23 protein-coding genes and 1 tRNA gene are annotated in these 22,332 nt (G+C 68.3%); 15 read left to right on the top strand and 9 right to left on the bottom strand.

The features are described 5' to 3' along the window. Nucleotides 1–6 precede the first annotated feature (6 nt). From pgeF to N0B51_RS03190, 8 genes are all read left to right on the top strand, one after another. On the top strand, nucleotides 7–705 hold the full coding sequence (gene pgeF / locus N0B51_RS03155) for a peptidoglycan editing factor PgeF (RefSeq protein WP_259960812.1): 699 nt from the start codon (nucleotides 7–9) through the stop codon (nucleotides 703–705). A gap of 225 nt (nucleotides 706–930) precedes the next feature. Further along, nucleotides 931–1,503 carry a ubiquinol-cytochrome c reductase iron-sulfur subunit gene (gene petA / locus N0B51_RS03160; protein WP_259960722.1) on the top strand — a complete coding sequence of 191 codons (573 nt, stop codon included), beginning with the start codon at nucleotides 931–933 and terminating at the stop codon, nucleotides 1,501–1,503. A 17-nt stretch (nucleotides 1,504–1,520) separates the two neighbouring features. Further along, a complete protein-coding gene (locus N0B51_RS03165; RefSeq protein ID WP_259960723.1) occupies nucleotides 1,521–2,840 on the top strand; it encodes a cytochrome b in 1,320 nt (439 codons plus the stop codon). 30 nt (nucleotides 2,841–2,870) lie between these two features. Next, nucleotides 2,871–3,758, top strand: coding sequence for a cytochrome c1 (locus N0B51_RS03170; protein WP_259960724.1), 888 nt, complete (start codon nucleotides 2,871–2,873; stop codon nucleotides 3,756–3,758). Nucleotides 3,759–3,783: 25 nt separating this feature from the next. Then, entirely contained in the window at nucleotides 3,784–4,320 is a 537-nt protein-coding gene (locus tag N0B51_RS03175) for an adenine phosphoribosyltransferase (protein WP_259960725.1), read from the top strand. 82 nt (nucleotides 4,321–4,402) lie between these two features. Then, nucleotides 4,403–6,268 (top strand): cation:proton antiporter, encoded by a 1,866-nt coding sequence (locus N0B51_RS03180; RefSeq protein WP_259960726.1) that lies wholly within the window; start codon nucleotides 4,403–4,405, stop codon nucleotides 6,266–6,268. A gap of 19 nt (nucleotides 6,269–6,287) precedes the next feature. After that, entirely contained in the window at nucleotides 6,288–6,902 is a 615-nt protein-coding gene (locus N0B51_RS03185) for an OmpA family protein (protein WP_259960727.1), read from the top strand. Between the two features lie 57 nt (nucleotides 6,903–6,959). After that, nucleotides 6,960–7,033 (top strand) — tRNA-Gly (locus N0B51_RS03190). Nucleotides 7,034–7,063: 30 nt separating this feature from the next. On the opposite strand, the gene panC is transcribed toward N0B51_RS03190, so the two are convergent. Beyond that, complete coding sequence (panC, locus tag N0B51_RS03195; RefSeq protein ID WP_259960728.1) at nucleotides 7,064–7,939, bottom strand: pantoate--beta-alanine ligase; 876 nt, start codon at nucleotides 7,937–7,939, stop codon at nucleotides 7,064–7,066. Nucleotides 7,940–8,009: 70 nt separating this feature from the next. On the opposite strand from panC, the gene N0B51_RS03200 reads away from it, so the two are divergent. The 3 genes from N0B51_RS03200 to pgmG are packed head-to-tail and all read left to right on the top strand — an operon-like array spanning nucleotide 8,010 to nucleotide 10,542. Continuing rightward, complete coding sequence (locus N0B51_RS03200; protein ID WP_259960729.1) at nucleotides 8,010–8,819, top strand: division plane positioning ATPase MipZ; 810 nt, start codon at nucleotides 8,010–8,012, stop codon at nucleotides 8,817–8,819. Between the two features lie 21 nt (nucleotides 8,820–8,840). After that, a complete protein-coding gene (locus tag N0B51_RS03205) occupies nucleotides 8,841–9,128 on the top strand; it encodes a J domain-containing protein (protein WP_259960730.1) in 288 nt (95 codons plus the stop codon). Between the two features lie 10 nt (nucleotides 9,129–9,138). Beyond that, nucleotides 9,139–10,542, top strand: a complete 1,404-nt coding sequence (gene pgmG, locus N0B51_RS03210) for a phosphoglucomutase/phosphomannomutase PgmG (protein WP_259960731.1) — start codon at nucleotides 9,139–9,141, stop codon at nucleotides 10,540–10,542. A 60-nt stretch (nucleotides 10,543–10,602) separates the two neighbouring features. On the opposite strand, the gene N0B51_RS03215 is transcribed toward pgmG, so the two are convergent. Further along, entirely contained in the window at nucleotides 10,603–11,217 is a 615-nt protein-coding gene (locus tag N0B51_RS03215; protein ID WP_259960732.1) for a hypothetical protein, read from the bottom strand. Between the two features lie 138 nt (nucleotides 11,218–11,355). On the opposite strand from N0B51_RS03215, the gene N0B51_RS03220 reads away from it, so the two are divergent. Further along, nucleotides 11,356–12,252, top strand: a complete 897-nt coding sequence (locus N0B51_RS03220; protein WP_259960733.1) for a helix-turn-helix transcriptional regulator — start codon at nucleotides 11,356–11,358, stop codon at nucleotides 12,250–12,252. A gap of 55 nt (nucleotides 12,253–12,307) precedes the next feature. On the opposite strand, the gene N0B51_RS03225 is transcribed toward N0B51_RS03220, so the two are convergent. Next, nucleotides 12,308–13,186, bottom strand: a complete 879-nt coding sequence (locus N0B51_RS03225) for a BON domain-containing protein (RefSeq protein ID WP_259960734.1) — start codon at nucleotides 13,184–13,186, stop codon at nucleotides 12,308–12,310. Between the two features lie 252 nt (nucleotides 13,187–13,438). Between N0B51_RS03225 and N0B51_RS03230 the strand changes: the two genes are divergently transcribed. Next, nucleotides 13,439–15,919 carry a ligase-associated DNA damage response DEXH box helicase gene (locus tag N0B51_RS03230; protein WP_259960735.1) on the top strand — a complete coding sequence of 827 codons (2,481 nt, stop codon included), beginning with the start codon at nucleotides 13,439–13,441 and terminating at the stop codon, nucleotides 15,917–15,919. On the opposite strand, the gene N0B51_RS03235 is transcribed toward N0B51_RS03230, so the two are convergent. The 5 genes from N0B51_RS03235 to N0B51_RS03255 form a co-directional block, all read right to left on the bottom strand. Further along, nucleotides 15,880–16,338 (bottom strand): GNAT family N-acetyltransferase, encoded by a 459-nt coding sequence (locus N0B51_RS03235; protein ID WP_259960737.1) that lies wholly within the window; start codon nucleotides 16,336–16,338, stop codon nucleotides 15,880–15,882. The two genes, N0B51_RS03230 and N0B51_RS03235, sit on opposite strands and share 40 nt — an antisense overlap. Before the next feature lie 209 nt (nucleotides 16,339–16,547). Further along, the gene (locus N0B51_RS03240; protein ID WP_259960738.1) at nucleotides 16,548–16,991 is read right to left on the bottom strand and encodes an ExbD/TolR family protein; all 444 of its coding nucleotides are present in this window, start codon (nucleotides 16,989–16,991) and stop codon (nucleotides 16,548–16,550) included. A gap of 42 nt (nucleotides 16,992–17,033) precedes the next feature. Beyond that, the gene (locus N0B51_RS03245) at nucleotides 17,034–17,567 is read right to left on the bottom strand and encodes an ExbD/TolR family protein (RefSeq protein WP_259960739.1); all 534 of its coding nucleotides are present in this window, start codon (nucleotides 17,565–17,567) and stop codon (nucleotides 17,034–17,036) included. Nucleotides 17,568–17,643: 76 nt separating this feature from the next. Next, complete coding sequence (locus N0B51_RS03250; protein ID WP_259960740.1) at nucleotides 17,644–18,426, bottom strand: MotA/TolQ/ExbB proton channel family protein; 783 nt, start codon at nucleotides 18,424–18,426, stop codon at nucleotides 17,644–17,646. Between the two features lie 48 nt (nucleotides 18,427–18,474). Then, nucleotides 18,475–19,140, bottom strand: a complete 666-nt coding sequence (locus N0B51_RS03255) for an energy transducer TonB (RefSeq protein WP_259960741.1) — start codon at nucleotides 19,138–19,140, stop codon at nucleotides 18,475–18,477. A 347-nt stretch (nucleotides 19,141–19,487) separates the two neighbouring features. Between N0B51_RS03255 and N0B51_RS03260 the strand changes: the two genes are divergently transcribed. Beyond that, nucleotides 19,488–20,330 (top strand): hypothetical protein, encoded by an 843-nt coding sequence (locus tag N0B51_RS03260; protein ID WP_259960742.1) that lies wholly within the window; start codon nucleotides 19,488–19,490, stop codon nucleotides 20,328–20,330. Between the two features lie 46 nt (nucleotides 20,331–20,376). Continuing rightward, nucleotides 20,377–21,753: a homoserine dehydrogenase gene (locus N0B51_RS03265; protein WP_259960743.1), complete on the top strand. Its 1,377-nt coding sequence runs from the start codon at nucleotides 20,377–20,379 to the stop codon at nucleotides 21,751–21,753. On the opposite strand, the gene N0B51_RS03270 is transcribed toward N0B51_RS03265, so the two are convergent. Then, nucleotides 21,737–22,252: a hypothetical protein gene (locus N0B51_RS03270; protein ID WP_259960744.1), complete on the bottom strand. Its 516-nt coding sequence runs from the start codon at nucleotides 22,250–22,252 to the stop codon at nucleotides 21,737–21,739. The genes N0B51_RS03265 and N0B51_RS03270 overlap by 17 nt on opposite strands. Between the last annotated feature and the right edge of the window lie 80 nt (nucleotides 22,253–22,332).

The following is a 22,332-nucleotide window of genomic DNA, read 5'->3' on the forward strand; positions in this document are numbered from 1 at the left end:
GGGTTCATGACCCGTCGCGGCGGCGTATCGACCGGCCCGGTCGCCAGCCTCAACTGCGGTTTCGGCGCCGACGACGATCACGAAGCGGTGGAGGAAAACCGCCGCCGCGCGGCCGCTGCGGTCCTGCCGGGGGCGGCGCTCGTTGGCCTGTTCCAGATCCACTCGAGCGAGGTCGTGACGGTGCGCGGACCGTGGAGCGACGCCGACAGGCCGCGCGCCGATGCGCTGGTCACCGACCGGAAGGGGCTGCTGCTGTCGGTCCTCACGGCCGATTGCGCCCCCGTTCTCCTCGCCGACCGGACGGCGGGCGTCGTCGGCGCGGCCCACGCCGGCTGGCGCGGCGCCCACGGCGGGGTGATCGGCAATACCGTCGCCGTCATGGAGGCGCTTGGTGCGCGGGCAGAGCGGATCGCGGCAGTGGTCGGTCCGTGCATCGCGCAACCCTCTTACGAAGTGACCGACGCGTTCCGGGAGCAGTTCGCCGAGGCCGAGGCACGCTTCTTTGCGCCCGGCCGGGACGGGCATTGCCAGTTCGACCTGCCGGGCTACGTCGCGCACCGCCTTGCCGAATCGAGCGTGGGCCATGTCGCGGTGCTGAACCGCGACACATACGCCGAGGAGGCGGCGTTCTTTTCCTTCCGCCGTGCCACCCATCGCGGCGAGCCGACCTACGGCCGCCAGATATCGCTGATCGGCCTCGGCTGAGAACCGCGTCCTGAAACCGCCACAATGGCGGTTGGCAACACCGCCAATGGAGTCTATGCGCGCCGCAAACCGGCACCGTGAGTAGCTCGAAGGGCTTCTCGCGGCGAACCGCGAAAACAGGGGCCGACGCTTCGTTCTCGCTGCTCTGCCGGTGGCATATTCAATGGTTGCGCCATCCGGCACAGCCCATCGCGAAGACGTTACAAGGCAAGGCAGGCACGGCTGATGGCTGACACGACTGGCGACGCGATCCCGGGGACCGTTACGGTCGACGATGACGGGATCCGGCGGCGCGACTTCATCAATGTAGCGGCGATCGCTGCCGCGGGCGTGGGCGGGGTGAGCGTACTCCTTCCGCTGATCAGCCAGATGGCCCCGTCCGCCGACGTGCTCGCCGAGAGCAGCACCGAGGTCGATACCGCGGCGATCGAGCCGGGCCAGGCGATCAAGGCGGTGTTCCGCAAGCAGCCGCTGTTCGTGCGCCGCCTGACGCCGCAGGAAATCCAGATTGCCAACGCGGTCGACGTCGGCTCGCTGCGCGACCCGCAGACGCTCGAGGAGCGGACCAAGGAAGGTCATGCCGACCTGCTCATCACGATGGGCGTGTGCACGCACCTCGGATGCGTGCCGCTCGGTGCCGCGGAAGGCGAGCCCCGCGGCGAGTTCGGCGGGTATTTCTGCCCCTGCCACGGGTCGCACTACGACACCGCGGCGCGCATCCGCAAAGGCCCGGCCCCGAAGAACCTCGAGGTGCCGGAGTACGAATTCACCAGCGACACCGTCGTCAAGGTCGGCTGAGGCGAGAGAGAGCAACCATGAGCTTCCCCTGGGCCCAACAGTATCAACCGGTTAACCCGTTCATGCGCTGGATGGACGAGAAGCTGCCGCTTCCGCGTCTCGTCTACAACGCGATCGGCGGCGGCTACCCGGTGCCGCGCAACCTCAACTACATGTGGAACTTCGGCGTTCTCGCCGGCTTCTGCCTCGTGCTGCAGATCGTCACCGGCATCGTGCTGGCGATGCACTACGCATCGAACGCCACGGTGGCCTTCGCCTCGACCGAGCACATCATGCGCGACGTCAACTGGGGCTGGATGCTGCGCTATGCGCACGCCAACGGCGCCTCGGCGTTCTTCGCGGTGATCTACCTGCACATCTTCCGCGGGTTCTTCTATTCGTCGTACAAGGCCCCGCGCGAGATGGTCTGGCTGCTGGGCGTCACCATCTTCCTGCTGATGATGGCGACCGGCTTCATGGGCTACGTGCTGCCGTGGGGCCAGATGAGCTTCTGGGGCGCCAAGGTCATCACCGGCCTGTTCGGCGCGATCCCCGTCGTCGGCGAGCCGATCCAGATCTGGCTGCTCGGCGGCTACGCGCCCGACAACGCCGCGCTCAACCGCTTCTTCAGCCTGCACTACCTGCTGCCGTTCGTGATCGCGGGCGCGGTGATCCTGCACATCTGGGCGCTGCACCTCACCGGTTCCTCGAACCCCACCGGCGTCGAGGTCAAGGGCGAGAGCGACACGATCCCGTTCCACCCGTACTACACGGCGAAGGACGGTTTCGGGCTCGGCGTGTTCCTGCTGATCTACTGCGCGGTGCTGTTCTTCGGCCCGAACATGTTCGGGCACCCCGACAACTACATCGAGGCGAACCCGCTCTCGACCCCGGCGCACATCGTCCCCGAATGGTACTTCTGGCCGTTCTACGCGATCCTGCGCGCCTTCACGGTCGACCTGCACATCCCGTTCACCAGCATCGTCATCATCGAGGCCAAGCTGCTCGGCGTGCTGGCCATGTTCAGCGCGATCCTGCTGTGGTTCTTCCTGCCCTGGCTCGACAAGGGTCCCGTGCGCAGCGGGCACTACCGGCCGCTGTTCCGCAAGTTCTTCTGGTTCGGCCTGATCCCGGCGATGCTGGTGTTGTTCTGGTGCGGCGGCGCGCCGGCCGAAGAGCCGTACGTGATGCTCAGCCAGATCGCGACCGCATACTACTTCCTCCACTTCCTCGTGGTGCTGCCGATCGTCTCGATGATCGAACGGCCCGAGCCCTTGCCGTACTCGATCACCGAGGCGGTGCTGGGCGAGGACAAGGACGCGGTCCTCGGCGAGAACGCCGAACCGGTCGGCGTCTGAACGACAGGCTTTAGGGAAAGCGACACGACAATGATCCGTCTCTTCGGAATCCTCATCGGCCTGTTCTTCGCGGTCATGGCGCTGTGGGCCTTCGGCACGGGCCTTGGCACCGTGATTTCCGACGGCCAGCTCAAGGAAGCGACCGCCGAGCACGAGTTCCACCTGCACCCGCGTGACGCCGAGCTCGCCTCGGACGGCGCGTTCGGCAAGTGGGACCTCGCGCAGTTGCAGCGCGGTTTCCAGGTCTACAAGGAAGTCTGCTCGGCCTGCCACAGCCTCAAGTTCGTCGCCTTCCGCGACCTTGCGGCGCTCGGCTACAGCGAGGCCGAAGTGAAGGCGATCGCAGCGGGCTTCCAGGTCCCCGGCGTCGATCCGAACACCGGCGAGGCAACCACCCGCCCCGGCCTGCCGACCGACTACTTCCCCTCGCCCTATCCGAACGCAGTGGCGGCGGCGGCGGCGAACAACAACGCCATTCCGCCTGACCTCTCGCTGATGACGAAGGCACGGCACGACGGCAGCAACTATGTCTATTCGCTGCTCACCGGCTATCGCAACGTCGATACCTTCAGCATCGACGGCAAGAAGGTGAAGGAGGAATTCCCCGAATTCGCCACCCCGCCGAACACGCACTTCAACCCTTACTTCGCCAACCTCAACATCGCGATGGCGCCGCCGCTCACCGCCGATGGGCAGGTGACCTACGCCGAAGGACAGCCGGCGCCGACGGTCGACCAGATGGCGCGCGACGTTGCCGCCTTCCTGACCTGGACTGCCGAGCCGAAGAAGGTGAAGCGCACCCAGGTCGGCTGGCCGGTGCTGGGCTTCCTGCTGTTCGCGACGATCCTCGCGTGGATGGCGAAGAACCAGGTCTGGGCTGCGATCAAGCCCAAGAAGGCCAAGGTGGTCCAGGGCTGATCGCCCGGTCAGGGATACCGCGGGCGTGAGCCCCGACGATCTCAAGCATCTCGTGCGCTCGGTGCCCGACTTCCCGGCACCGGGCGTTCTTTTTCGCGACATCACCACCCTTATCGCGCACGGTGACGGCCTGCGCGCGGCGGTTGGCCACCTCGCCGACCGGGCGCGATCCCGTGGCGCCGAATCCATCGCCGGCATGGAAGCGCGCGGGTTCATCTTCGGGGCCGCGGTGGCGATCGAGCTCGGCGTCGGATTCGTCCCCGTGCGCAAGCCCGGCAAGCTGCCGGTCGCGACGATCGGCATCGACTACGACCTCGAATACGGGACGGATCGGCTCGAGATCGACCCCACCGCGATTCGTCCCGGCCAGCGGATCGCCATTGTCGACGACCTCATCGCCACCGGCGGCACCGCGCTGGCCGCGGCCGCGCTGCTGCGCCGTGCCGGGGCCACCGTGGCCGACGCGCTCTTCGTCATCGACCTGCCCGATCTCGGCGGGGCGGAGCGCCTGCGTGCCGCGGGCCTGGCTGTCGATGCGCTGATGGCGTTTCCCGGGCACTAGCCGATTGCCTCCTTTCGGGGACCCCAACGGGCTTCCGCGCATTTGAACTGCAAGCCGCATTCGTGCGACAACGCAGGGGTTCATGGAACAGCAGGCACTCGTGATCGCGCTCGTGGGCGTGCTCGGGATCGGCGCGCAGTGGGTGGCGTGGCGAACGGGCTGGCCGGCGATCGTCCTCATGCTGGCCGCCGGGTTCCTGGCCGGGCCGGTGTTGCACGTGTTCGACCCCGAGCGGGTATTTGGCGAGATGCTGGCGCCGATGATCTCGATCGGCGTCGCCCTGATCCTCTTCGAAGGCGGCCTCAGCCTCAATTTTCGCGAACTGCGCCATGCCGGCGAGGCGGTGTGGCGCCTGTTCGTGTTCGGCGTGCCGCTCGGCTGGCTGCTGGGCAGCGTGGCCTTGCACATGGCGGGCCTGGTATGGCCGGTGGCGATCCTGTTCGCCGGCATCCTCGTGGTGACCGGGCCGACAGTCGTCATGCCCATGCTCCGCCAGGCGAACGTCCAGCCGCGGCCCGCCGCGATTCTCAAGTGGGAAGCGATCGTCAACGATCCCGCGGGCGCCATGTGCGCGGTGATCGCCTACGAATACTTCCGCCTTTCGGCCAACGGCGCGCTGCTGTTCGAGGTTGTCCCGCCGATGATCGTCGCGGCGGTGATCGCCGCCGCGCTTGGCTATTTCGCCGCGCTGGCGATCGCCTGGAGCTTCCCGCGCGGGCTGGTCCCCGAGTACCTCAAGGTCCCGGTCCTGCTGACGGCGGTGATCGCGGTCTTCGTCGCCGCCAACCTGATCGAGCACGAAGCGGGGCTGATCTCGGTCACCGTCATGGGCGTGGCGCTTGCCAACATGAACGTTTCCTCGCTGCGCAGCATCCATCCCTTCAAGCAGAACGTGGCGGTGCTGCTGGTGTCGGGCATCTTCATCCTGCTGTCGTCCAGCCTGCAGTTCGAGGAGCTGCGCTACCTCGAGTGGCGCTTTGCGCTGTTCCTGCTGGCCCTGTTGTTCATCGTGCGACCGGCGACCGTGCTGATCAGCCTGCTGGGCAGCTCCCTGCCCTGGAAGGAACGCCTGTTCGTCGCCTGGATCGCGCCGCGCGGGATCGTGCTGGTGGCGATCGCCGGCCTCTTCGCGCTGCGCCTCACCGAACTCGGGTATGCCGACGGCAACATCCTCATCGGCCTGTCGTTCGCGGTAGTGGTGACAACCGTCATCGCGCACGGATTCACGATCGACCTCGCGGCGCGGCTGCTTGGCATCAAGGGCGCCAGCCGTCCCGGGCTGCTGATCGTCGGCGCCACCCCGTGGACGATCGCGCTGGCCCGCGAGATGAAGGAAATCGAAACCCCGGTCACGATCGCCGATTCGAGCTGGGAACGCCTTGCCCCGGTGCGCCAGGCCGGTCTGCCGTTCTATCACGGCGAAATCCTCCACGAGGCGACCGAGCACCACCTCGACCTGTCGCCGTTCCATGTCCTCGTCGCCGCGACCGAGAACGAGGCCTACAACACGCTTGTCTGCAACGAATTCGCCTATCTGTTCGGGCGCGACGCGGTCTATCAGGTCGGTGAGGAAGGCGAGGAAGACGATCCCCGCCGCCTGCCCGAAAGCCTGCGCGGCCGCGCACTGTTCAAGTCGGGCATGGGGGTCGAGGACCTGATGGAACGCCAGCGCGCCGGCTGGGTGTTCCGCAAGACCCGGCTCAGCGAGCGGTTCGGGTTCGACGACGCCAAGGAAAAGCTCCCCGACGCGGGCCAGATGCTGCTGCTGGTGCGGCCCGACGGTACGCTCCGGTTCTTCACCCACGCGAGCCAGCCGGCGCCCCGCGCCAAAGATACCGTCGTCTCCTACTCCCCGCCGCCGGAACGTTCGGCGGAGGCCGCGGCGGCGAAGAAATCGCCGAAGAAGGCCAAGCCCGGCGCCGCGCCCGGCGCGTTGCCCGCGAAATAGGACCAAGGAAAGGCAAGCCATGCGCCCCAATCCGATGATCGCCCTCCCGTTCGCCTTCGCCCTCGTGCTATCCGGGTGCGATCGCGGGGGACCCGACCCGGCCCCCGCGCCGAGCGCAACGGCAACCACCGCCGGCTCCGGCGAAAAGGTGTCGATCATCCGCGACGACGTCGGGATCGATCGCGAGCCCACTGCGCCGCTTGCCCCGCTCGAGGTCGTCATCGGCTTTGCCGCGGGCGGCACGGAGCTGACCGACGCTGCGGTCGCCCAGCTGCGCGATGCGCTTGCATCGGAGCAGATGAAGGCGGGGGGAGCCATAACGCTCGGCGGGCATAGCGATTCGGCGGGGTCAGACACCGCGAACCTGCGCGCCTCGAAGAAACGCGCAGAGGCAGTGCGCGACTGGCTTGTCGAGCACGGGGTCGAGGAAGAGAGGATCGTGGTGATTGCCTTCGGCGAACAGAACCCTGCCGTCCCCAATGCCAGGCCCGACGGCACACCCGACGCAGAGGGCCGGGCGAAAAACCGGCGTGTCGAAATGACCATCGCGGTTCCCGAAGGGACGCCGCCGGCGGCCCCTGCCAGCGACAGCGGGACGCTGGTCGACGAACTGACCGGTGCGGCAGAGGATTGACGGAATGGCCGGGGGCGTGGCAAGCGCGCCTTCGCCGGACGCCCGGAGGGTTCCCGAGCGGGTATAGCATAGTGGTAATGCTCCAGCCTTCCAAGCTGGCTAGAGGGGTTCGATTCCCCTTACCCGCTCCACGGTCCCTTCTTGCCTTGCGCCTTCGCTGGTCAGAGGCGCGCCGGGCCTTGCGTCGTCACACCCATGTTGTCGATCAGTCGCGTGCCGCCGATGCGGGCGGCGACCAGCAGGCGCGCGGGCGCGTCTCCCAGTGTTTCCGCCGGTTCGAGCGAGGTTGCGTCGACGAGGCTGACGTAATCGATCGAATCGAAACCCGCCTGCAGCAGGTGCGCCTCGATCGCCGCGAGCGTCGGGGCAACCGCGCTTCCGGCGAGAAGCGCGTCGATGCCCTCGCGCATAGCCTGGGGCAGCGCCGCCGCCCGGGCGCGGCCTTCGGGCGAAAGGTACCGGTTGCGGCTCGACAGCGCGAGGCCGTCGCCCTCGCGCACCGTGGGCACGCCGACGATCGCATCGACGTGCGGCGCGCTGAGGTCGAGGTCGCGCGCCATGCGGCGGATCACCGCGAGCTGCTGCCAGTCCTTCTCGCCGAACACGGCCACGTCGGGCCGGACCTGGTTGAACAGTTTCAGCACGACGGTGGCCACTCCGTCGAAGTGGCCCGGCCGCGCCGCGCCGCAGAGGCCCTCGCTCACGCCGGCGACCGAAACGTTGGTGGCGAACCCGTCGGGGTACATCGCCGCGACGCCGGGCGCCCAGACCAGCTCGACCCCTTCCGCTTCCAGCAGGCGGCAATCCTCGGCGAACGTGCGCGGATAGGCGTCGAGGTCCTCGTTCGGGCCGAATTGCTTCGGATTGACGAAGATCGACGCCGCCACCGCATCGGCGTGCTTTCTGGCCTCGCGCACGAGCGCCAGGTGGCCCTCGTGGAGCGCGCCCATCGTCGGCACCAGCGCGAGCCGCTTGCCCCCTTGCCTGAGGGCGTCCACGGCGCTTCTCAACACTTCCAGCGTGGTCGCTGTTTGCATGGGGCTTTGTCCCTCCGCTATCCTTGCGGTCATGCCAACGCCCTAGCGGGCACTATTCGGGAATGCACGCGTGTCCAAGCCGGCTCACAGGATCGTCTTCGCCAACGAGAAGGGCGGCACCGGCAAGTCGACCACCGCAGTCCACATCGCGGTGGCGCTGGCCTATCGCGGCGCGAGGGTCGCCGCAATCGACCTCGATCCGCGCCAGAGGACGCTCTACCGTTACCTCGAAAACCGGGCCGAGACGGCGGCGCGGCGGGGAATCGACCTGCCCACCGCGCGGTTCGAGGTGTTCGAGGGCGGCTCGCCCGAAGAGCTCGAGGCGCTCACCACCTCGCTCTCCGATGGCTGCGACTTCGTGGTCTTCGACACGCCGGGGCGCGACGATCCGCTCGCCCGCCACGCCGCGACCGAGGCCGACACGCTGGTCACCCCGTTGAACGACAGCTTCGTCGACTTCGACCTGATCGGGCAGGTCGACGCCGAGACGTTCAAGGTCCGCAAGCTGTCGTTCTATGCCGAACTGATCTGGGAAGCGCGGATCAAGCGCAGCCGCAGCCAGATCGAGCAGAACCGGCGCGAGATGGACTGGGTCGTCGTACGCAACCGCACCGGCCACGTCGAGGCGCGCAACATGGCGCGCATCGAGGCGGCGCTGAAGGAACTGTCGAAGCGCGTCGGCTTCCGCGTCGCGCAGGGGCTTTCCGAACGCGTGATCTACCGCGAGCTGTTCCCGAGCGGGCTGACCCTGCTCGACAAGGGACACCTGGGTGAACTCGGCACCAGCCACCTCGTCGCGCGGCAGGAACTGCGCACCCTCGTCTCGGCGCTCAACCTTCCTGTGCCCGCCCGGCGCGAACCCGAACTGGCGCTGGCCTGACGCGCGCGCTAGGTCGCGGCGGTGATCAAGCTCCTCCTCGTCGCGGGCCTCGTCTCGCTCATCGTCCGGATCGCGACCCATCGCTGGCCGTGGGAATACCTGTCGGCGAAACCCACCCGCGCGCAGGCGGTGCTGCGGGCGCGCAAGCTGCTGGGCGTGCCGCACGAAGCGGGTCGCGGCGAAATCCTCGAGGCGCACCGGCGGCTGATCGCCCGGGTTCATCCCGACCGCGGCGGCACCAGCGACCAGGTTCACGCGGCAAACGACGCGCGCGACCTGTTGCTGGGCGAGCTGCCTGATGGCCGCTGAGGAACCCGGCTTGAGCCACACCTTCGATCCCACCGCACTTCGCGAATACGACATTCGCGGGATCATCGGCGAAACGCTGGGAGCGGAGGACGCGCGCGCGATCGGCCGCAGCTTCGCGACGATGCTGCGCGAGGCCGGCGGCCGGACGGTGGCAGTGGGTTACGACGGTCGGGTGAGCAGCCCGATGCTCGAGCACGCGCTGGTCGAAGGGCTTACCGCGTCGGGCTGTGACGTGGTGCGGATCGGCATGGGGCCGACCCCGATGCTCTATTACGCAGAGGCGTCAGCCGAAGAGGTGGATGGCGGCATTCAGATAACCGGCAGCCACAATCCCGCCAATTACAATGGCTTCAAGATGGTATTCCTGGGACGGCCGTTTTTCGGGGAGGATATCATCGAGCTCGGTCGACGTGCGCAGGCCGGCGCCTGGGCCGACGGGCAGGGCGAGGTCACCTCGCGCGAGGTCCTCGAGGATTACGTCGAGCGGCTGCTCCTCGGCCTGGAGGGGATCGACCGCGATGCGCTGGCCGGTCTTCGAATCGGTTGGGACGCGGGCAACGGCGCCGCGGGGCCCGCGCTCGAGGCGCTCGCCGCCCGGCTGCCGGGGGAGCACCACCTTCTCTTCACCGAGGTCGACGGGTCGTTTCCCAATCATCATCCTGATCCTACCGTTTCCGAAAACCTCGACGACCTGCGGCGCCTTGTCGCGTCGAAGAACCTCGACTTCGGAGTGGCTTTCGACGGCGACGGCGACCGGATCGGCGCGATCGACGGCGAAGGCCGGGTCATCTGGGGGGATCAGTTGCTCATGATCTTCGCTGAAGATCTATTAGGGAGACTACCTAACGCCCCGGTCATCGCCGATGTGAAGGCGAGCCGGGCGCTGTTCGAGCGTATCGCCCAGCTCGGCGGCAGGCCGCTGATGTGGAAGACCGGGCACAGCCTGATTAAGTCCAAAATGAAGGAGATTGGCGCCCCGCTTGCGGGCGAGATGAGCGGCCACGTCTTTTTCGCCGACGAGTATTACGGGTTCGACGACGCGCTCTATGCCGGCGTGCGGCTGATCGCCGCCTCGGCGCGGCTCGGCAAGTCGGTCACCGCGCTGCGCAGCGAGATGCCGGCGATGGTCAACACGCCGGAGTTGCGATTCCATGTGGCCGAGGCGCGCAAGTTCGCCGCCATCGACGAGGTCAAGGCGCGGCTTGCGGACTCATCCTTTGATGTAAACGACACCGATGGAGTCCGGGTGACGACCCCCGACGGCTGGTGGCTGCTGCGCGCGTCCAACACCCAGGACGTGCTCGTCGCCCGCGCGGAGAGCGAGAGCGAAGAGGGCCTCGAACGCCTCGTCGCCCAGATCGACGCGCAACTCGAGGCATCGGGCCTGGAGCGTGGGCCGCAGGCGGGGCATTAGGGTCCCGAACCAATTCCGCGGGGGCGCCGGTGTCAGCGGGTTCGACGCCCCCGCGGACCCTCAGCCGGCGGGCGCGTCGAGGACCACCACGAGGGGCGTCTCGCTGGCAGCGGGATCAGTCTGGGTGGCCGGCTCTTCGATCCGAGCCGATTCGATGTCCGCCGGCTGCGCGACCCGCTCGCTGGCAGGCACGAGCGAGGCGGTCCCGCGCTGCTTCTTCGGCGCACGGGTCCAGTCGGCGACTTCGTAGCCCATTTCCCCCATGCAGGTGGTCATGTGCTTGCGATAGCTGCGCTCGCGGCCGCCGCGGATCGCGCGGTTCATCCCGAACGCGGCGGCAAGTCCGATGATCGGCATCGCCGCCGCAGCGGTGGCGCCCGCCGAGGCGAAAGTGCTTCCGCCAAGCCCGGTGAAGGCGAGGTTGGCGCCGCCGAACATCCCGGCGACTCCCGCGCCGCTGGTCGCGGCCGCGGCGGCAAAGCCGGCCTTGCGCCCGTGGCGCACCATCTGGTCGCAACTCTGGTAGATCTCCGTCTCGCTGGAAGCGAGCGATGCGCGTTCCGGCGCTTGGGCGACCGGGCGCACCTGAGCGGAAAACTGCCTGGGCTTGGTCGAACAGCCGGCGGCCGCAACCGCTGCGGCGATGCAGAGGGTGGTCGAAAGAAAGCGGGTCATGGCGTCCTCCTGTCTAGGGGTGACACAGATGTGCACCGCCTCCACCGATGCGCGCAGGCGAAGCGCGCGGTGCAGCGCAATGCACGGCGATGCACCTGCCGTCTTGTCAGCGGGCGTCGCGCGGCGCATTCATCGGCGGTGGACCACGTGGGGGAATTCGCCGGAAAGCTGGGAGTTGCCCTCAAGGCGACCTCTCTCAGCCGCGTGGCAGTCGCCCAGGCGCTCGGCGTGGATAAGTCGCTCGTCGGTCGCTGGCTCTCGGGTGCGGTCCATCCCACCGAACACAACCTGGCTCGCCTGACCGCGCTCCTTGCCGACCGCCACGCGGGCTTCCGCATGACCGATTGGGACGCCGATCTGGACGGGTTCGCCGGGCGATTCGGGATCGCGCTGCCGCGTCGGGGCGCCGACCCGGGCGTCATGCTGCCGCACCTGCGCCCCTTGATCGAGATCGCGCGGGAAGAGACCGGGCGGCGGGGCGCGACGTACGAAGGGTTCTTCCGTACCGCGCGTCCCTCGCTGCTCGTAGCCGACACGGTGTTCCACGAATACGGGGTGGTGCGGCGCAACGAGGCGGGTCTCCTCGACGTCGCAATGCGCGGATCGGGCCTGCTGTTCGAAGGCTGGGCGCTGCCCGCGCACAACAACCTGTTCGTGTTCCTTTACGACAGCACCGGCCTCTCTCCACTCTCGATAGTGTTCCGCGGGGTTGCGCTGCCCAAGGCGATGGTGCTCGACGGGATCATGCTGCTCGCGGCGCTCGACGCTGGCCGGACGCCAGCGGCAATGCCGGTACTGCTCGAGCGCGTGGGCGACCTGACCGACGACCCGGAGGCCGATTACGCGACGATGATCGCGATGGAAGCCGAGATGCCAGCGCCGCTCGATCCGGTGCCCGACGCGGAGGTCCGCCGGCGGCTGTTCCGCGATGCCGGGCCGGTCAGCAGCGAACAGGGGCGCGGTGACCGAGTGCTCGCGGTGACCGCGTCGGACGCGCAGTCTCGCGGAGCGGCTGGTCCCGGCCTGCGCGGATGACGGACGCAAAGAAGAGGGCCCGCCGAAGCGGACCCTCTGATCATTTCAGCCTGGGTCAGGCGTCGAAGGAGTGCGACTCGGTGTCATTCGACCGGTCCCGGACGCGCAGGTTGTTCTGCACGTGGCCGACGCCGGAAATGTCTTCCACAAGGTCTTCCGCCCTGCGCTTTGCGCCGCGGTGATCGACGGTGCCGTCGAGCGTCACCTCGCCATCCTTGACGGTTACCTGGATGTTGCGGGCGTCGAGCCGCCAGTCGTCGGTCAGGCAGTCGCAGGCGTCCTCGAGGATGCGTTCGTCCGACCGGGTGTAGTTGGCCGGGCCCGATCCGCGGTGATCCATACGGCGCCGGCGGGCGGCGTCCTCGTCGCCGAACCAGCTCGCGATCTCGTCGCCTGCCTTTTCGAAGAACCCGCGTTCGCTGCCGTCATCGTAGCGGTCGTAATCGTCGTAATCGCGGCCGTAACGGTCACGCCGGCCATAGCTGCGCTGGCCGTAGCCGTAGCCGGGGCGCGCGCCATAGGAGCGCCCGCCGCGACGCGAGAAGTCGCGCCCGTCCTGGCTCTCAGACGTGTAGTAATCCAGGCCGTTGTCGTAGCGCGCGGGTCCGTAGTCGCGATCGCGGGCGTAATACCGCTGGTCGCTGCCCATCCGCCCCCGGTCGCCTTGCGCGCGATAGTCGTCGCGCTGGAACGGCCGGTTGCGCGAGGGCGCACGCCAGGTCACTTCCTCGTAATAGACCACCGGGCGGCGGCCCTGGTCGCCCATCTGGCTTCCGCGCCAGCCGTCCTGCGCGGACCCGTCCTGATCGTAACCGCTCGAATCCTCGAACTGCTCGGCCTGGCGCGAACCGTTGTAGTCGGTCCCGTCGTCGTAATCCTGGTTGATGTTGCGCGAACCGCTGCTGCGGTCGCGGCGACGATTGCGGTCGTCCATGCTGGGTCTCCTTGTCGCTGCCGTGGTCTGGGGCGCGCCGGGCCGGCAGCGGTGCCGCGGGGCCGCGCCCATCGTGACAGTTGACCAACGGCCGAGCGGCGCGACCGTTTCCCCGTCCGTCGCAGGCCCGTTGCGCTTCGGCGAATCTCAAATGCTTGAAATCTATCCAATATAAGTTCCAATCGGCGAACCCATCGACCGCGGCCGCTCGGCGGGCTGGAGCTTTGTGCGCTCTCGTGCTTTGGCCCTCACATGGCTGGCCGTGTCCCACCCGAGATCGAGACCTGGTTCGCCGGCCGCGGCTGGCGCGTGCGGCGGCACCAGGCAGAGATGCTCGCGGCGAGCGACGCGGGACGTCACGCGCTGCTCGTCGCCGATACCGGTGCGGGCAAGACGCTCGCCGGGTTTCTCCCGACGCTGGCGGCATTTACCCCAACGCGGCTCGACGGGGCCGCGCCGCCCGAGGGGCTGCATACGCTCTACGTTTCGCCGCTGAAGGCGCTGGCGCACGACGTGCAGCGCAACCTCGTCGCCCCGGTCGAGGAAATGGGCCTGCCGATCCGGATCGAGACTCGCAGCGGGGACACCCCTTCCGATCGCAAGAAGCGCCAGCGGTCGCGCCCGCCGCACGTGCTGCTGACGACGCCCGAATCGCTCTCGCTGCTGCTCAGCTATCCCGACAGCTTCGGGCTGTTCGCGGGCCTGAGGCGCGTCGTGATCGACGAGGTCCACGCCTTCGCCACCGGCAAGCGCGGCGACCTGCTCGCGCTGGCGCTCACGCGCCTGCAGGCCATCGCGCCTGAGATGAAGCGTACGGCGCTCAGCGCCACGCTCGCCAATCCGGAGGGCTTTCGCGAGTGGCTCGCCCCGTGGGGCGAGATCGACACGGTCGAACTGGTCGAGGGAGAGCCTGGCGCCCCCGCCGAGGTCGAGATCCTGCTGCCGGTGGAAGAGCGGGTCCCGTGGGGCGGCCACGCGGCGACCTGGGCCATACCCCAGCTCTACGAGGAGATCCGCCGCAACCGGACGACGCTGATATTCACCAACACCCGCTTCCTGGCCGAATACGTGTTCCAGAACCTGTGGAACGCGAACGAGGACACGCTGCCGATCGGCATCCACCACGGCTCGCTCAGCAAGGAAGCGCGGCGCAAGGTCGAAGGCGCGATGGCGCGCGGCGAACTGCGTGCGCTCGTCGCCACCGCCAGCCTCGACCTCGGGATCGACTGGGGGGACATCGACCTCGTCGTCCAGATGGGGGCACCCAAGGGCTCGTCGCGCCTGCTCCAGCGGATCGGGCGCGCGAACCACCGGCTCGATTGCCCGAGCCGGGCGATCCTGGTGCCGGGCAACCGGTTCGAGTTCCTCGAGGCCACCGCCGCCAAGGATGCGGTCGACGAGGGCCAGCGCGACGGCGAGGACTTCCGTCCCGGCGGACTCGACGTGCTCGCCCAGCACGTGATGGCCTGCGCTTGCGCCGCCCCGTTCGACGAGGCCGCGCTGCTCGCCGAAGTGCGTTCGAGCCTGGCCTATGCCTGGCTCGACCAGGAGGACTGGGAACGCGTGCTGACCTTCGTCGCGACCGGCGGCTATGCGCTCAAGGCCTACGACAAGTTCCAGCGCATCGTGAAGGACGGCGATGGAAGCTGGCGGTTGAGCCATCCCGAACACGCGGCGCGGCACCGGCTCAACGCCGGGATCATCGTCGATTCCGAGATGCTCGACGTGCGGTTCCGCAACGGGCGCTCGCTCGGCAAGGTCGAGGAACGCTTCGCCGCTTCGCTGCGCCCGGGCGACACTTTCCAGTTCGCGGGCATCAACCTCGAGGTCGAGCGGATCAAGGACATGGAGCTGACCGTGCGCGCATCGTCGAAGGCGGCGATGATCCCGAGCTATGGCGGTCAGCGCCTGCCGCTCACGACGCATCTTGCCGAGCGGGTGCGGGCGATGCTGGTCGACCGGGCGAGCTGGGCCCGCTTTCCCGACGACGTGCGCGAATGGCTGGAAGTGCAGGACTGGCGCAGCGCGATGCCAGGCCCCGACACGCTGCTCGTCGAAAGCTTTCCGCACGCGAAGAAGCACTACACGGTATTCTACACCTTCATCGGGTGGAATGCGAACCAGTCGCTGGGGATGCTGATCACCAAGCGGATGGAAGAGCGCGGGCTCTCGCCGCTGGGCTTCAATGCCAACGACTATTGCCTCGCGGTGTGGAGCCTCAGGCCGGTCATCGACCCCGCGCCGCTGCTGTCGCCCGACATCCTGCAGGACGAGTTTGTCGAATGGGTGCAGAACTCGCACCTGCTTCGACGCGCCTTCCGCGAGGTGGCGGTAATCGGCGGGCTGGTCGAGCGCCAGCACCCGGGCAAGCGCAAGACTGGCAAGCAGGTGACCTTTTCGACCGACCTCATCTACGACGTGCTGCGCAAGTACGAGCCCGACCACGTGCTGCTCCAGGCCGCCTGGGCCGATGCGCGGACGCGAATGACCGACATCGGACGGCTCGGCGACCTGCTGGACCGAGCTGCCGACGAACTCGTGCTGGTCGAACTCGACCGGGTCAGCCCGCTCGCGGTGCCGGTGATGACGCTGATCGGGCGCGAGACGATGCCGCAGGGCTCTGTCGACGACGAACTCGTGCTCGAGGCCGAAACGCTCGCCTCCGCGGCGATGCGAATGGAGGATGCGGCGGACTACCGCGGGGAGGACGAAGACGTAGCCGGCGCCGGCTGAAGCCACTGCGCCATGCCTTGCGAGTGGGGAGCTACCGGCGCGAATCCGAACTGGGCATAGAGCCGGTTCGCCTCGCCGTCCGCGATCAGGCTGACGTATGCGGGGGCAGATAGCCTTGCGGCGAGTGCCTCGAGCAAGAGCGAGACGATGACCTTGCCGATACCCCTGCCCTGATGCGCGGGATCGACTGCGATGTCGCAAACCTGGAAGAACAGGCCGCCGTCGCCGATCACCCGGCCCATCCCAACGGCGGAGAGCCCGTGGCGGACAACCACTCCGGCAACGGTGCCGGGCAATCCCGCGCGGGCAGCTTCTTCGCTGAAGGGGGACAGGCCCGCGACGACGCGAAGGCGCAGGTAGTCGGCGAGAGAAGGGGTCTCGCAATCACTGGCATATCCCGGGGGCAGTCGAACGTTCATTCGGCAGGACGTCTAGGCGTTCCGAAACCGCGTCGCCAGTGGTGGAGGCGGCATGGGAAGCGCCGCGGGCACCAGGCGCGTGCTCGTCAAGGGTGGCGCGCGATCGCGCGGCGGATTGGTCCACGCCGAAAGCGGGTCACGCGGACAAACGAAAAGGGGGCGGATCGCTCCGCCCCCTTGTCAATTCATCCGCCCTGGGTCGGCGCGGGTCAGGCGGGTGCCTTGCCGAACTCGCGGTACTTCTCGTTGCCCACGAACCCGAACTTGGTGACGCCCGACGCCTTGATGACGTTGAGCACCCGGATCGACAGGTCATAGCTCGCCTGCTGGTCGGGCTCGAACTGCAGCTCCGGCTCGGGCTGGATCGCCTTGGTCGCCTCGAGATTGCGGACCAGCTCGCCCTGGTCGATCGCGGTGCCGTTCCACAGGATCTCGTTCTGCGGGGTGAGCACGATCTTGTTCTTGATCGGGTCGATCATGTCCGGCGGCGGCGGCTCGTTGTTGGGCACCGGCAGGTCGATGTCGACCGAGTGCGTCGCCACGGGGATGGTAATGATGAACATGATCAGGAGCACGAGCATGACGTCGATCAACGGCGTCGTGTTCATCTCCATCATCGGCGAGCCATCGTCCTTGCCGCCTGACATTGCCATGCTGGGTTACTCCTGAATTCGCTTCGTCGGATCGCGGCTGGTTCAGCCGTTCGGATCGACCGGGTTCGAGATGAAGCCGACGGTGGGATAGCCCGCCGCCTGCACGTTGTAGATGGCCCCCGCGATGCAGCGCCACGGCGCGTTGACGTCACCGCGGATGTGGACCTGCGGGATCGCCTCGGGGTTCTCCATCAGCGCCTCGGGTCCGCCGGCCGCTTGGACGATCGCGTCGAGACGCTCGAACGCCTGGTCGTAGAGTTCCTTCGAATCGACCGGGGTGGTGTTGTTGAAATACACCCGGCACTGGCCGTTGCGCGATGCGCCCTCGAAGCCCGGTTCGCCCGCGCTGCGGCCGGCGTCGTCGGTCGTGCTCACGGTCAGGAGCAGGTTCTCGACCTTGTCCTTCGATTCGCTGGACGGCATCACCGGAATCTTGAGCTTCTCGATCGTCTGGATCGCGACCGGCACCGCGATGAGGAAGATGATCAGAAGCACCAGCATCACGTCCACCAGCGGCGTGGTGTTGATGTCCGACATCGGCGTCTCGATGCCGCCGCCTCCGCTAGAAATCGCCATGGGCTTCCTGTCCTATCTCAATTCGTTCGTACGGTTGGCGGGGGAAGGGCTTGCGACCCTTCCCCCGCGGAACCGGTCAGGTGCGCGGCGCGGCCGGCTTCGCCGGAGCGGTCGCGGCTGCCTTGGCTGCCTGCTGGGTCGACGTCTGCGTGATCACCGCCGGCTTCACGGCACCCTTCGAGTTGATGTTCGCGAGGATGTCGGTCGAGAAGCCCGAGAGCAGCTCGGCGATCCGCTTGTTGCGGCTCTGGAGCCAGTTGTAGGCAAGCACGGCCGGAACCGCGACGAGCAGGCCGATGGCGGTCATGATCAGCGCTTCGCCGACCGGTCCGGCGACCTTGTCGATCGAGGCCGAACCGGCGAGGCCGATGTTGATCAGCGCGCGGTAGATGCCGATGACGGTGCCGAGCAGGCCGACGAACGGAGCGGTCGCGCCCACGGTCGCGAGGAACGGCAGGCCGCCAGCGAGCTTGGCGTTGATCGAGGCTTCCGAACGCGCGAGCGAACCGTGCAGCCAGTCATGTGCTTCCATGGCGTCGGTCATCTTGCCGTGCGATTCCTCGGCGGTCAGGCCGTCGTCGACGAGCTGGCGCCACGCACTGTTCTTCTCGAGCTTGTTGGCACCTTCGCGCAGGGTCGGGGCGCGCCAGAACTGGGTGCGCACGCCCTTGTACTGGTTGAAGATCTTCTGCTGTTCGATCCACTTGGTGATGAGGATGTAGAACGAGCCGACCGACATGATCACGAGCACGCCGAAGATCGACCACGCGATCACGCCGCCCTGCTCAAGCGCCTCGTAGAAGCCGAACTGGTTCTTCGGCGCTGCGCCACCGGCGGCGGCGAGAAGTTCGATGTACATGGGTGAAAGTCCTCTCAGATGAAACGGATGAAAAAGGGGTTCAACGGGTTATTGCGGAATTTCCCAGCGCACCGAACTCGACCAGGTCCCCGAGGTCTCGTTGCCGTCGCCGTCGGTAGCCGGGTTGAAGCGCGCCCGCCGTGAAATCAGCGAACAGGTCGTGCTGTCGAGATCCGAATGACCGCTCGAGCCGGTGACCTGGCAGTTCGAGACGCGGCCGTTCGCATCGACGGTCACGGTGAACCGCGTCACGCCTTCGCGTTCCTCGCGCAGGGCGCGGCTGGGATAGTCGTTGGCGTTGGCCCAGTTGCCGGGGTTGCCGCGCGGCGTGGGCGACTTGGGCTGGAACCGCGGCGGCGGCGGCGGCGGCGGCGCGACGGGCGCCGGCGGCGGCACGCGCAGTGCCGGAGGTGCCGGCGGCGGGATCGTCGGCTGGGTCTGGATCGGCGGTGGTGCCGGCGCGATGTTGATCGGCGGCGGCGGAGCGACCGGCGGCGGCGGCGCCACGTCGGGCTGTTCCTGCGGCGGCGGCGGTTCCTCCTCGGGCGGCGGCGGCTCCTCGATATCCACCGTCGTCACGCGCTCGACAGCCTTCTTGATCGCCGAATAGGCGAGGCCGGTCACGAGAGCATAGCCGATGGCGATATGGATGAGTGCAACGATGACAATCGCAATGATGCGATTGGAACTCATCTGTTGGTCAGCGTAGGCCATTCAGTCGCATCACTCCATCGTCGGTGCCGGATGCTGGCATCCGGCAAAAACAAACATCGGATGCGCGCGATTCGCAAACCATCGCGCCCCGACGCAATCCATGCTTGTCCACCCTGTCGGCCCACCGGTTCACGGCGACCGAACGGCCCGCCGGATCCCCGATGACCCGGCTGGGGGCCCCTGTCCGAAGGTTATTGTTCTTCTCCCCGGACCGCCGGACCCTTAACCGCGAAGCAAACCCCAGGCAAACCCTTTTCCGGTTAAGGCCGGATTCACGCCTGAGCCGCTGAACGAGCGGGACGGGATCCGGTTTCCAATTTCCCGCGATGCTTCTAGGTGACCCGGCAATGATCAGACTGCGTGATTCCCTCCGCCCGGCCTTTGCCGCCGCCGCGCTTGCCGTTTGTGTCGCAGCGGCTCCGCCACCCACTCCGGTCCCGCCGCCCACCTATGCCGACCTGGCCGACCTCGCCGATGCGGCCGGGCTTGTCGTCCATGCGAAGATCAAGCGGGCGATCCCTCTTTCGCCCGAGCGCGCGGGCACCCTCGCCCCGGGGCAGGCGCGGGTCTACGTGGAGGCGGAAACGGTGGCGCTGATCGCGGGCAACGCGCCGCTCGGCCAGTCGATAAAGTATCTCGTCGACGTGCCGCTCGACGCGAAGGGCAAGGTGCCCAAGCTCAAGAAACGCGAGGTGGTGCTGTTCGGGCGCGCCGTCACGGGCAAGCCGGGCGAGATCCAGCTGGTGGGACCGTCGGCGCAGGTCGACTGGGACCCGGCGCTCGAGGCACGGTTGCGCCCGGTGCTGGCCGAGCTCGTTTCGGCCGATGCCGCGCCTGCTGTCACCGGCGTGCGTGACGCGCTGTCGGTCGCGGGCACGCTTGCGGGCGAATCGGAAACGCAGATATTCCTTTCGACGAAAAGCGGCGATCCGGTGTCGCTGACCGTGGTGCGGCGCCCCGGGATGGCGCCGGTGTGGGGCGTGTCGTTCGGCGAGATCGTTGACCAGGCGGCCCGCCCGCCGGAACGCGAAACGCTGGCCTGGTACCGGCTCGCGTGCTTCCTGCCGCGCCAGTTGCCGGCCGCGGCGAACCTGGCCCAGGACGCGGAATCGCGCACCCGCGCGGCGCAGGACTATCGGTTCGTCATCGAGCAGCTCGGCGCCTGCCCGCGGACGCTTGCGCGGCAATAGTTTCTCTTTGTTGGCCCCGGCGTGCGCGCTCCGATAGGAGCGGGGCATGGAGACGGGAACTTCGAAAGCACCGCCGCGCCCGCTGCGCGTCGCGCTCGCCGGCGTCGGCACGGTGGGCGCGGGCGTCGTCCGGCTGCTCGACGCCAATGCGCGGCTGATAGAGGCGCGGGCCGGGCGCGCGATCCGGGTGGTCGCGGTCAGCGCGCGCGATCGCGACAAGGATCGCGGGGTCGACCTTTCGCCGTTCGCCTGGTGCGACGACATGACCGCGATGGCGGCGCGCGACGACGTCGACGCGGTCGTCGAACTGGTGGGCGGCGCCGATGGGCCAGCGCTGACCCTGGCGCGCAACGCGATCGCCGGCGGCAAGGCGCTGGTGACGGCCAACAAGGCGATGATCGCCCACCACGGCCTCGCGCTCGGCGAGGCCGCCGAAGCGGCCGGGGTTCCGCTCAAGTTCGAAGCCGCCGTCGCGGGCGGCATCCCGATCATCAAGGGCCTGCGCGAAGGGGCCGCCGCGAACGCCATCGACCGGGTGCAGGGCATTCTCAACGGCACCTGCAACTTCATCCTGTCGACGATGGAAGACACCGGCCGCGATTTCGCCGACGTGCTCGCCGAAGCGCAGGCGAAGGGCTTTGCCGAAGCCGACCCCACCCTCGACATCGAGGGCATCGACGCGGGGCACAAGCTCGCGATCCTCGCTGCCATCGCGTTCGGCGCGCGGCTCGATCTCGACCATGTCAGCTGCGAAGGGATCGCGCGGGTGCGCGCCGCCGACATCGCCCGCGCGCGCGATCTCGGCTTCGTCATCCGGCTTGTCGGCGAGGCGGACGTCGAGCAATCGGGGAGCGGCGGCGCGGCGCGGCTGCTCCAGCGCGTCCGTCCGTGCCTCGTCCCGCGCGACCATCCGCTGGCGCACGTCGACGGACCGACCAACGCGGTCGTGGCGCAAGGCAATTATTCGGGGCGCCTGCTGTTCCAGGGGGCAGGCGCAGGAGACGGGCCGACCGCGAGTGCCGTGGTCGCCGACCTGATCGACATTGCTCGCTGGGCGGCCAGGAACGGTTCGGCCGGCGGAGATGCCGGCGGAGAGACCGGGGGCGCCTTCTCGATCCCGGTCGGCGCGCTCGTCGCCATGGCCCCGGCCGAGCCCGGTGAGCGGCGCGGACGGACCTACATCCGGTTCACCGTCGCCGACCGGCCCGGCGTGCTCGCCGAGATCACCGCAGCGATGCGCGATGCCGAAGTGTCGATCGAGAGCCTGATCCAGCAGGGCGAGCCCGACGAGGCGGGCGAAGTGCTGGTGGCGATGGTGACTCACGAAGGGGCCGAGAGATGCGTCAGCGAGGCGCTGCGCCTGCTCGACGGTTCGGCGAGCCTGACCGCGGCCCCGCTGGTCATGCCTATCCTGGCGGCCTGACCGCTCGATCGCTGTTATCCGCGCCCGAGTCTCCGCTTGCGTCCCCTCTCGGGGCGAGGCCGCGCGCGACGCGGTCGGCGTCCGAGCCGGGAGGCGCCTCGGGAATCGCCTTGAGGTCGATGATCGGCGGCATCGGCGGCGGGCATGGCGGGATGAAGCATCCCCGCGCAACGACCGCGCCGGGGTAAACGGTGCCGACATCGGGCGCACGCGGCACCCCGCCGCGGGCCCCAGCCCCGGTCGGATCGAGATCGCTGCTCGAACGCACGCGGAACTGCTCCTGATCCTGCGTCTGGGCGCAGACGACGATTTCGTCGCCCGGGGCGCGCGGGGGACACTCTTCCTTCCGGCGCGTATCGGGCGGACCGTAGGCCTCTGCCGCCGCGTCGACCGCCTGCGCGGCGGTGAGAGGCGCTTCGCGCGCCGACTGCGCCGTGGCTGCCGCAGCGAGCCCGGATGCAAGGGCCGCGAACGGGAATGCCCACCTGCTCCGCTTCATGGGCGGGCGGCAGTCGGGATCGAGGCCATCGCTCGGCTCGACAATCCGCTCCTCCCTCGTCTAAGCGCGCCGCCAGACAG

The sequence above is a fragment of the Tsuneonella litorea genome (assembly GCF_025154015.1).
In the GTDB taxonomy this organism is placed as follows: domain Bacteria; phylum Pseudomonadota; class Alphaproteobacteria; order Sphingomonadales; family Sphingomonadaceae; genus Tsuneonella; species Tsuneonella litorea.